At 58.8% G+C, this 9797-nt stretch carries 9 protein-coding genes; 4 read left to right on the top strand and 5 right to left on the bottom strand.

What is annotated here, in order from left to right; genetic code table 11:
- Nucleotides 1–424 precede the first annotated feature (424 nt).
- A complete protein-coding gene (locus IT585_04960) occupies nt 425–925 on the bottom strand; it encodes a hypothetical protein (GenBank protein MCC6962583.1) in 501 nt (166 codons plus the stop codon).
- A 164-nt stretch (nt 926–1089) separates the two neighbouring features.
- Here IT585_04960 and IT585_04955 point away from each other — a divergent pair, with 164 nt between their 5' ends.
- The gene (locus IT585_04955; GenBank protein MCC6962582.1) at nt 1090–2283 is read left to right on the top strand and encodes an FprA family A-type flavoprotein; all 1194 of its coding nucleotides are present in this window, start codon (nt 1090–1092) and stop codon (nt 2281–2283) included.
- A gap of 17 nt (nt 2284–2300) precedes the next feature.
- Here the strand turns inward: IT585_04955 and IT585_04950 are convergent, their stop codons facing one another.
- Both IT585_04950 and IT585_04945 read right to left on the bottom strand, forming a co-directional pair.
- Nucleotides 2301–3680 carry a hypothetical protein gene (locus tag IT585_04950; protein ID MCC6962581.1) on the bottom strand — a complete coding sequence of 460 codons (1380 nt, stop codon included), beginning with the start codon at nt 3678–3680 and terminating at the stop codon, nt 2301–2303.
- Entirely contained in the window at nt 3658–4791 is a 1134-nt protein-coding gene (locus IT585_04945; protein MCC6962580.1) for an SPFH domain-containing protein, read from the bottom strand. Before IT585_04945 ends, IT585_04950 begins: the two co-directional genes overlap by 23 nt.
- 106 nt (nt 4792–4897) lie before the next feature.
- Here IT585_04945 and IT585_04940 point away from each other — a divergent pair, with 106 nt between their 5' ends.
- Nucleotides 4898–6349, top strand: coding sequence for a glycosyltransferase (locus tag IT585_04940; protein ID MCC6962579.1), 1452 nt, complete (start codon nt 4898–4900; stop codon nt 6347–6349).
- A gap of 90 nt (nt 6350–6439) precedes the next feature.
- Nucleotides 6440–6934 carry a ferritin gene (locus tag IT585_04935; GenBank protein ID MCC6962578.1) on the top strand — a complete coding sequence of 165 codons (495 nt, stop codon included), beginning with the start codon at nt 6440–6442 and terminating at the stop codon, nt 6932–6934.
- A gap of 70 nt (nt 6935–7004) precedes the next feature.
- Here IT585_04935 and IT585_04930 read toward each other — a convergent pair whose 3' ends face one another.
- Together IT585_04930 and IT585_04925 are read right to left on the bottom strand one after the other, a co-directional pair.
- Entirely contained in the window at nt 7005–7385 is a 381-nt protein-coding gene (locus IT585_04930) for a VOC family protein (GenBank protein ID MCC6962577.1), read from the bottom strand.
- A 140-nt stretch (nt 7386–7525) separates the two neighbouring features.
- Nucleotides 7526–8761 (bottom strand): hypothetical protein, encoded by a 1236-nt coding sequence (locus IT585_04925; protein MCC6962576.1) that lies wholly within the window; start codon nt 8759–8761, stop codon nt 7526–7528.
- A 289-nt stretch (nt 8762–9050) separates the two neighbouring features.
- On the opposite strand from IT585_04925, the gene IT585_04920 reads away from it, so the two are divergent.
- Nucleotides 9051–9527 (top strand): hypothetical protein, encoded by a 477-nt coding sequence (locus tag IT585_04920; GenBank protein MCC6962575.1) that lies wholly within the window; start codon nt 9051–9053, stop codon nt 9525–9527.
- Nucleotides 9528–9797: the final 270 nt, after the last annotated feature.

Raw genomic sequence — 9797 nt, 5'->3', positions numbered from 1 at the left:
TTTTAAGTCCCTTGCGTCTACCAATTTCGCCACTCCGGCGGAAGGATGGTCACGCTGAAATTACGGAAGTTGCGGGGTTAAGGCAAGGAGCAAGAGTGTTGTGGGTTGGCGGCGTCAGTGCGGCAGTCCGCGTTGAGGGACGCCGAAGCCGCGTAGGTCGAAACCCTGGCTCGTAGCACCTTTTGGAGTTCGAATAGTGGTCCCTGGGGATTCGACATCAGCGTTACGGCATCCCATGATACAGACCAGATGTCTACGAAGCTCCGGTGTCGAAACCCCTCATGCCGCAGATATAGAGTCGGCAGTCTTCCATCAGGGGTTTCGACCTACGAATATCGAATCCATGGCGACAGCAACGATCGGAACCCGACCTACGGAACGTGAACGCGACCTACGATGAAAAGACGTCGGGGTTCTATTGCGGCTACAACTGCGTCTTGATACGCACGCGGCCGGGCTGGAACTGCGGAGTGATCACGCCGAAAACCAACGAGGTGTCGGCATACCCAAAATCGAGCACCGGCGTCTCGAACAGGTCGATCACCACGTCCGTATCGGGCGCATTCCCGAAGGCCCAGAAGTGCAGCGTCGCCATCAACCCTTTGCCCGCGGCCAGCCCGATCGTATCGATCAATCCGATGTAGATCGTGTCGGCGCGGGTGAAATACCGCTGAAACAGAAACGTGCTGCAGCGCGAGTCGATGAACGACACCGAATCACAGCGCATCACACTGTTGGCGTACTGCAGCGGCACCGCGACGGCCGCCACCGGCGCGGCGTTTTCGAGATAGATCGGAATCGTGAAGTGATCGCCGGCGTTGACCTGAATGTCGGTTGGCATGGTGATCCGGTCGACCAACGGTTCCGGCTCGGTCGAGTCACCGCACGAAGCCAGCAGCAACACGGCTGCGCCGATCAGTCCCACGATTGCCCGTCTTATTTGATTCTCTCTGATCATTTGTTTCAATAACGCATTACGACAAGACCTGTGCAATCGTTTTTTCGGCCAAAATGCCCCAGCTCCCGCTCAGTACCCCCTTTACCTGCGCCGCCGTTTGGCTTATACTGCGCTCCGAGAAGGAGACAAATATGTCAGCGATTGCTCTTGCGGAAAACGTCTTCTGGGTCGGCGCCAAAGATCCCGAATTGCGCATGTTCGACCTGATTGTCAAGACCAACTACGGCACCACCTACAATTCCTATCTCCTGCGGGGCGAGAAAGTCGCCCTGATCGACGCCGTCAAGGACGGTTTCGAGGATCAACTGTTTGCGGCAATTCAAGAAATTCTGCCGCTATCAAAAATCGACTATTTGATCGTCAACCATAACGAGCCCGACCACTCCGGCGCGATCGTCAAGCTGTTGCAGGCGAATCCCGGCATCAAGCTCGTCTGCGCCAAGCCGGCGGTGCCGTTTTTGCGCAATGTCATCAACGACGAGGCGCGCACGATCGAGGGTGTCAAGGGCGGCGACAAGCTCGACCTCGGCGGCCTGACGCTGGAATTTCTCGCCACGCCGTTTATGCACTGGCCCGACACGATGATGTGCTATAACCCGGAGCACAAGATTCTCTTCTCCTGCGACGGCTTTGCGGCGCACTTCTGCCCGACCGAGTCGATCTTCCACAAGCCGGGCGACCAGTTGTTGATTCACGAAGCGTGGTACTATTACGACTGCATTATGCGGCCATTCGCACCGTTTTCGCGCAAGGCGGCGCGGGCGATCGCGGCGATGGATATCGCCACTGTCGCGCCGTCGCACGGGCTGGTCAACCGCGCTGAGCCGAAGCTGTTCATCGAGAAGTATCTCGAATGGACTGAGCCGAAGCACCGCTCTGATCGCAAGCTGATCGCGATCTTGTATGCTTCCGCCTATGGCAACACGGCGATCATGGCGCGCGCGGTCTGCGATGCGCTCGATCAGGCCAAATGCGAGCCGCACTTGATCGATGTTACAGCATCCAACGACGCCGAACTGCGCGACTGGCTGGAGTCGGCGGACGGCATTCTCTTTGGCACGCCGACCTTTGCCGGCGACGTGGTCAAGCCGATCTGGGATGCGGCGCATCTGCTGACGTCTGTCGCCGCCACCGGGAAGAAGACTGCCGTATTCGGCTCGTACGCCTGGGGCGGACAGGCGATCGAAATATTGGAATCTTATCTTGAGGCGCTCAAGCTGAAGGTAATGAAACCGGGCACACGGGCGCGACTGGTACCCGGCCCCGGTGAGATTGAGGATTGCCGCCGTTTCGGCAGTGACTTCTCGAAGTTCGTGGCGGAATAGCGGACTGCGACAGCGCGTTACGGCTTGATTGCCGCCCGCTCGAAGGTGATTGCCCCCAGATATTCGTCGACGAAGAAGTAGCCGTCGGCACGAAATGCCGCAAAGAGCAGGCGCACGCGTTCGGCCGCGAGGTTGAACGATGCCGAATCGATGGCGTCCGTCTTGCCGGTCAGAGCGCGAGCGTAGACGGCGGCAGCGATGCCCTGCGCCTCGGCGATACTGACCGTCACCGGCGCAAACTGGCGCGGCCAGTCGGCCAATTCGATCGGCTCCGATTGCGCGCCGGCGGAACTCATGCGTGACGCAAGCCGATAGAGCGCCTCGAAGTTGCCCATCGCAAAGGCCGGGATCACCATTTGCCGAATTTCCTTGAGTCCGCAGAGTGCTTTCTGAAGTCTGCCTGCATCCGCTGCCGCAATGTCAAACATGTAGAACGGAAACAAGCTGTCGCCTTCACTCTGCCGCTCCGGAAAGCCAAGCGGCAACTTCCCCAGATTCGCAACGGCATCAAGTCGAACCACGGACTCGCATTCCGCGCAGACTTGGATCAGCGAGCCGTTTTCCGGCAGTTCGTAGCCGCAGTTGGTGCAGCGATGCAGTTCGATTTCGAGGGCGCCGAATTCCGTCGAAGCGGCGTCGACTTCGGGCAAATCGAGATCGTCGGCGGGACTGACTTCCCCGCTGATGGCATCGACGAGGTACGATTCTTTGCCGCGACAGAGGTAGTACGGCATGTAAATCACGCTCAGTTCGCCGCCGAACAAGTGCGACTGGTTGCGCTTGATTCCGGTCTGCGAAAGACGGTCGAGATTGCCGGCGGCCGCGCGGGCGTGATCGAAAGCTGACTTCGCCTCGAGACGAATCGGCCAGATGGCGAAATCTTCGCGCAGATAGTCGGCAGTTATCGGGTACAGCAACGCGATCTGCGGCCGCACACCGAGCGAGGCCGGAAAGGCCGCCGCCCTTGCATCGGCGGGAAGCGTGAGGGTGTATGGTGACAGGCTCACCTCGGTCGCCCGCTGTTCACGCTCGACGACCTCCTCGCCGCGTTCCCAGTCAGGAATATCGTAGCGCTTCTCGATGCGGTTGCGCAGGCGCAGCAGCATCGCCTCGACGCGCCAGTACGGGAAGTAGACGCCGGTAATCTCCGGGGGCGTTGACGAGAGGGTTCGCCCTGCTTGCTTGAGATAGCGATCAAGGAAGAAGCGGACCTGCAGGCGTTCGACGCGCGGCTTGAGGACGAACGCCGGCGGCGCGGTGGACGGTTTGATGCGCACCGCCGAGCCACAATGGGCACAGCGGGTGGTCAGGAAGTTCGCCTCCAGCCGCAGAATCCCGCCGCAGCCGGGGCAAGTGGTGCTGATGCAGTAGCCGCTACTGCTGCGTGGCGGAGCCATTGTCGACGGCCTTGCCGCAGGAGCCGCAGAAGCGCGAGCCCGGAATCAGTTCGGCCTGGCAGTGCGGGCAATGCGGCCGCGCGTCCAGCTTGGCGCCGCAGTGGAAGCAGAACTTGGCCTCGCTTGGCAATTCCTGCCGGCAACTCGGGCAGGCGTTCTGAATCACCATCGGATTGCCGCAGCGATAGCAGTACCGCGATTGCACCGGCGTGTCGGTATGGCATTTCGGGCAGGTGACGGTATCCAATGGTTGGGTACGCAGTTCGACTTGATCGGGCGCGAAGACACGCGACATTAATGCCGGCATCATCACGCCGACGCCCGCCGCCATGCCGACGGTGCTGCCGGTTTCGCCGGCGACGCCGGAGGTGGCCAGGCCGCGCGCCATTTCGAATTTGAGGAATTTGTCCAGATCGCCGACCGCCTCCATGCCGGAGCGCTGGTCGATCAGTTTGGAGACTTCCTCGGGAGGCGTGATCGAGGCGATGTAGAAATCGATCAGTTCCAGCCCGTATTTTTCGAATTCGTTATCGACCCGCTGCTTGAACGCCAGCGCCAATTCGTCGTACTCGCGCGGCAGATCCAGAATCGAATCGAGCTTTTCGCCGAGCATGTCGTTCATGCGCGCCACGATAACGTCGCGGAGATAGCCCTGGATGTCGTCGGTGGTATACTTCGCCTGACGTCCGACGATCGTATTCAGGAACAGCAGCGGCTGCGCGATCTTGATCGTGTATGCGCCGTGCCCGCGCAGGCGAATCAGTCCCAACTTGCTGTCGCGGAAGGTCACCGGATGCCGGGTGCCCCACTTCAGGCTGATGAAGGTCTTGAGATTGATGAAGTAGACCTCGGCACGAAACGGCGATTCAAAGCCCCACGGCAACGACAGCAGACGGGTCAGGATCGGGATATTCAACGTCGTCAAGGTATGTCTGCCAGTCGTAAACAAGTCGCAGGCGTGGCCGTCCTTGAAGAAGATCGCCATCTGGCTGTCGCGCACGATCAACTGCGCGCCCAGCTTGAAGTCGGCCGATCCTTCCTGCGGGATGCGGTAGATCATTTCTTCGCCGGTGGGGTCAAGCCATTCAATGATTTCCATTGCAATCGACATACGATTCCCTCGCAATTCGGGTACTCTGACATTGTCGGCACCGGCGCGCTTCCGCTTGATTCGGAGCGGGCTACAGCATTAGCGCTGTTTGCCGATGAAACAGGATATGCCGACACAATCCGCCATTGACCAGTCGCGCTCGCTCAGTCGCGTGCAGGAGCTGCTGCAGACGGGGCTGGCGACGGAGGCGGCGCTGTTGTGTGAGTCGATTCTGGGCGATCTCCCGACTGATGCCGCCGCGCTGCGGCTGATGGGAGAATGTTGTCTGGCGCTGGGCGACTTCAAAGGGGCGTGGCATTACACTGACTGCGCTCTACGATCGGAGCCAAATGATCCGGAGACGCTCAACAATGCCGCCGTTCTCTGCTTTCAGGGCCGGCAGTACGAGACGGCATTGAATCTGCTGCACAAAGCACTGTCGCTGCGGCCCGACTACGCCGACGCCCACCAGAATCTGGCTGCTGTGTACGGGCGCGTGACCCTCGCCGATACCAAGGCAGCTATCAAGACGCACCAGTTGCTGCGGACCTTGCAATGGTTCTCGGCGAATTGCGCGGATGACGAGCGGGCGGAAATTGTCGTCGAAAATCGCCGATTGCGGCAGACTCTGCTGGCAGAACACCACAATCGCTTTGGTGCTTCCAAGCAGCGCATTCTGCTCTACAGCCCGAGTCTGAAAATGGGAGCGCTTTACTATATCTTTGAAAGTTGGCAGCAATGCCTGGAGTATTTGGGGGTGCCGGCCAAGTTGGTTACGACTGATGATGATCTTAAAGTATCACTTGAAGCATTTCGCCCCACGACCTTGATTTCTGTGGATACGGAAGCGGTAGTGACTGCTCCATTCGACCGGGTGCTCTCCGAGTATTCGCGCACCAAATCGCTGCGGCTAGGTTTGTGCTCGGAGTTTCGCGGCAATGAGCGCGACGCCGATTTCCGCATTACGTTTCATCTGGATCCGTCGCGTGATGAAGTTCTGGCTAGGCAGACGACCCCACTTTTGTCGCTGCCGTTTGCCTTCAATCCGCTGATTCACTTTGCACAACCGGCGTGCGAGTTGTGGGACTTCGCTTTCGTCGGTACGAACTCGGAGTTGAAGCTTCAGGAGACGACCGATTATCTGTTACCGATTGTGCGCAGCCACGGCGGGATTCTGGCCGGTACCGGCTGGCCGGGACGGTTTATGAATCTCCGCCAGAGTGAAGCGGCGCTGTTGTACGGATTTGCCGCGATCTGCCCCAACTATCATTTACGGGCGCAGATCGAGCGGTTCAGCGAGGTCAACGAACGCACCCACGTTCTTGCGGCGGTTGGCGCGTTTCAACTGGTCGACAAGCCGGCGGCGCTGGGTTCACTTTATGACGAATCGGAATTAGCAATTGCTAACTCGCCGGCGGAGTACGTCAAGCTCTTTGCCCACTTCCGGAGTCAGCCGCAGGAACGGCGACAGATGGCGACAGCGGCGATGCGCAAGGCGTGGTCGCGCTTCTCGCAGTTCCATGTTCTCGCGCGAGTGCTGCGCTTTCTCGACGGTCAGGCTTCTTCCCCATTGCGATAATATTCACAAATCTCGATAATCTCCGGCGCGTAGAAAGAAGATTGACTTGCAACCGTGCCCGCGTGCACGTTACCGTGAAGGAGATTGATTATGATGGTTCCCCAGGCTGTTGCGGACAAACTGAACGCCCAGGTGAAAGAGGAATTCTTCTCGTACTGGACCTACCTGCAGATGTCCTACAAGCTGAATGAGATGGGTTTTAACGGTTTCGCCAAGTGGTTTGAGAAGCAGGCCGGCGAAGAGATGGCGCACGCCACCAAGATCGCGCACTACTTAGTTGAAGTCGGCGCGCCGGTGAAATTGGCGACGCTGGAGACGCCGAAGGCCGATTACAAGTCGGTGAAGGAGATCGTCGAGACGGCGCTGGAGCATGAGAAGAAGATCACGCGACTGATCAACGAATGCGCCGATGTTGCGGAAAAGGCCAATGACCGTGCGACGGCGAATTTCCTGGCGTGGTTCATCGATGAGCAGATTGAAGAAGTAGCGACGGCGCAGAAGTTGCTTGACCTGGTCAGTGCCGCCGGTGATCAGCGGATTCATTTGCTGATGATTGAGGGCCGCATTTTCGAGTTGCGCGGCTAACCGCGCCCGCGTCAAGCGAGGAGACACGCAAACGGTCACCCTTGCGGGTGACCGTTTTGTTTCGGGGGGATTAGCTCATGGAGTGCAGACCGACGCGGTTGCCTTCGGAGTCGATAACGAAGGCGAAGAAGCCGATCTCCGGGGTGATCTGGGTCTTCGGCACTTCGACTTTGCCGCCGGCCGCCTCCACGCGCGCGAGGATCGGCGCCAGATCGGGATTGCAGTTGAGGTAAACCCGGGTGCCCTGGCCGCTCGGTTTCACTTCGCCGTGCTGGATGACCGCGCCGCCGACCTTGCCTTCATCGGCGGGCAGAAAGGCCATGTCGCAGCCGCCCATATTTGAGGTGTGCAGCGACGAACCGAGAATCGTTTCGTAGAATTTGACCGCCCGCTGGAAGTTATTCGCGGGGATTTCAAACCAGTTGATGGCATTACGCTTGCCGTCCGCCATAGCGGCTCCTTTCCTTGAATTCAATACCCAATAGTGGTCTACATGGGTATACGATTAGGCACCGCGGTGGTTTCGGTCAATCACATTTACACCCTTCCTCGCAATTGTGACATGCATTCAGAGCAGCGCCGCGGCGGGGCTTAGCCCTGCATCAGCTTCTCCAGTTCCTTGAACTGCTCGCTGAAGTGCGCAAGCTGGCCGGTGGCGGTCGCGAGAGCCTTGGTTTTATTCAGGTACTCGCGGGCGCCGTCACGATCCCCCTGCTCCAACTGATGGCGGCAGATGTTGATTCCCATCGTGCACAGATTGAGTGCCGGAAAGACGCTGCTCATGCGGCGGATCGGGCTGCGATCCGACAGGCTGGCCATAGTGCCCTGGTAAAGATCGAGGCGCGCGGAGTCAAAGGCCCGGCGCACAGCCTCGGGGTCATCCTGCGGCTGGGTCAGAGTCGGATCGAATCGAAAATAGGCGCCGGCGAGTGCCAACTGGCGGCGGCAGTGCGGCGAGAGGTTCTTATTATAGACGGTCAGAGCCGGCGTCAGAGGCCGTTGGAGCGAGGAATCGGCAATCCGGGCAGCCCAGCCCTCGACCTTCTGGCAGGCGATTGTCACGACCTCCCCCTCGATCGATTGATACGGCTTCAGATTAGCGGCGACGCTGTCCGGCACCGGCAGCGGCAGATTATAGCGGGTGGCGATGTAGTGCGGGTACCAGGCGGTGTTCATCAGACTGAGATTGACGATCGCGACGTCGGGGCGCAGATTGCGGCTGGATTGCAGCATGACGGCCGGATAGGTATCGAGATCGCCGTTCGTGAGCAAGATGGCATCCGGCGGCAGGTTTTCCAGCACCCAGCGATTGTATTCGATGATGCCGGGTGAAAAGAAGTTGTTGTGATCGAGAGCGGCGAGCGCCCGGTTCTCCCATTCGCGATCGCCGCGGCGGATGGCCTCGGTCCAGATGACCAGCCAGGCATTGCCGTCAGTGGAGTCGCAGGAAATAGCGGCCTGGGCATGGGTCCAGACCGAGTCGAAGCTGCTGGGGCCGCTAGAGACATGAATCGGGTTGTAGACTTCGGCGAGCACCGTATGCGCAAACGAATTGCAGGCATCGAGTTGGAGCGTGCGGTACGCGTGATAGATGGCATCCTGTTGCCGGTCAAGCCGCCGCGCGGTCTCGGCCAGATAGGCGGAGCATTGGGCATTGCGCGGATCGGACTGCATGACGGAATTCAGCGACTTGTAAGCGCTGTCGAGTTGATTGCTGTAGAACAGGTCGACGCCGAGCGACATTTTCTGAGACATCGGCGCGTGTTGGGAGCAGGAAATCAAGACGGCGAATCCGACCGCGACAAGGGGCGTAAGCGAGCGATACATGATGTGACCTCCTCACAGATCGTATATCTTGTACTCCATTATTCTAACGGAAGCTAGCGAAACGAATCAAGGTATTTGTCCGCAAATCTTTCAAATGGCGAGCAAAATTGTACTCATCATTCGATGAAAGCAGAGTGTTAGCGTCTTCACTCGGCGACGGCGTGACAAGTCACATGCATCAATCGACGTCGAATTCCGAATCCAGAATATCCTTTCAATCGTGATTTTCCTGGAAGCAGTAATCGTAACTTTTGTTCGTCGCATGCGTATCTTGTCGCAAGGAGGACAAATGAATCCAGCAATTCACGCAGCGATCGCCGCCCAGCAGCGACGGCAGCAGCAGGAGGAAGAGCAAATGAGCGGATACAATGCGGCAGACCTTGAAGGTTGGGAGTTCAAGATCGTGCGCTCCGCCACGGGCCGGTTCCGGAATTCCGAAGTCGTCAAGCAACTGATCGCGGAGGAAGCCCAGAACGGCTGGGAAATGCTCGAGAAGTTTGATGATTATCGCATCCGTTTCAAGCGCCGGATTGAAAAGCGCGCACTGCATTCTGGCGGCGCGATCGACCCCTACCGGACGCAGTTTGGCATGGGACACTGGGTCGGACCGATTACCGGGTTGGTGGTCGCGTTGTTGGTTGCCGGTATTGCGTTGTTCGCCAGCGGGCAGGCCAAGGGGGAGATGTCGCCGATGCCGTATGTCATTCTGGGCGTAATTGTGCTGTTGGCCGTGGTTGTGGTTGTGATGCGGCGCGGACGATCGTAACAACGGAGTCTGCGGGGGCGTTGGTTACGCACCGGAAGGAAGTCCGGTGCGTCGGATGATTTTGATTAGCTCACGATTTCACTTTCATCACTGAAGGTTTTCTGTTTTCAAGGCGTCTCCTGCAAAAGAGCGCCTAATCCGGATCAGGCATAACCCCGACGCGGCTTGAGAGCTGCCTCAAGCACGGCACCCGCGTATTGCTGCGATGAGTCACGGTACCTAGGATTCGGTGACCGGCGGCTGCTGGGACGTCATCAGCCGCCGGCTTAG

This window comes from Candidatus Zixiibacteriota bacterium (genome assembly GCA_020853795.1).
Lineage (GTDB): Bacteria > Zixibacteria > MSB-5A5 > CAIYYT01 > CAIYYT01 > JADJGC01.
Note: the sequence above shows the minus strand (reverse complement) of the source record. Positions and strands in the feature narration are given on the sequence as shown.

Bases quoted from the DNA above. Each gene is read 5' to 3' on its own strand.
- IT585_04925 (MCC6962576.1), bottom strand. From the start codon at position 8,761: ATGTATCGCTCGCTTACGCCCCTTGTCGCGGTCGGATTCGCCGTCTTG.
- IT585_04945 (MCC6962580.1), bottom strand. From the start codon at position 4,791: ATGTCGATTGCAATGGAAATCATTGAATGGCTTGACCCCACCGGCGAA.
- IT585_04955 (MCC6962582.1), top strand. From the start codon at position 1,090: ATGTCAGCGATTGCTCTTGCGGAAAACGTCTTCTGGGTCGGCGCCAAA.
- IT585_04950 (MCC6962581.1), bottom strand. From the start codon at position 3,680: ATGGCTCCGCCACGCAGCAGTAGCGGCTACTGCATCAGCACCACTTGC.
- IT585_04920 (MCC6962575.1), top strand. From the start codon at position 9,051: ATGAATCCAGCAATTCACGCAGCGATCGCCGCCCAGCAGCGACGGCAG.
- IT585_04935 (MCC6962578.1), top strand. From the start codon at position 6,440: ATGATGGTTCCCCAGGCTGTTGCGGACAAACTGAACGCCCAGGTGAAA.
- IT585_04930 (MCC6962577.1), bottom strand. From the start codon at position 7,385: ATGGCGGACGGCAAGCGTAATGCCATCAACTGGTTTGAAATCCCCGCG.
- IT585_04940 (MCC6962579.1), top strand. From the start codon at position 4,898: ATGCCGACACAATCCGCCATTGACCAGTCGCGCTCGCTCAGTCGCGTG.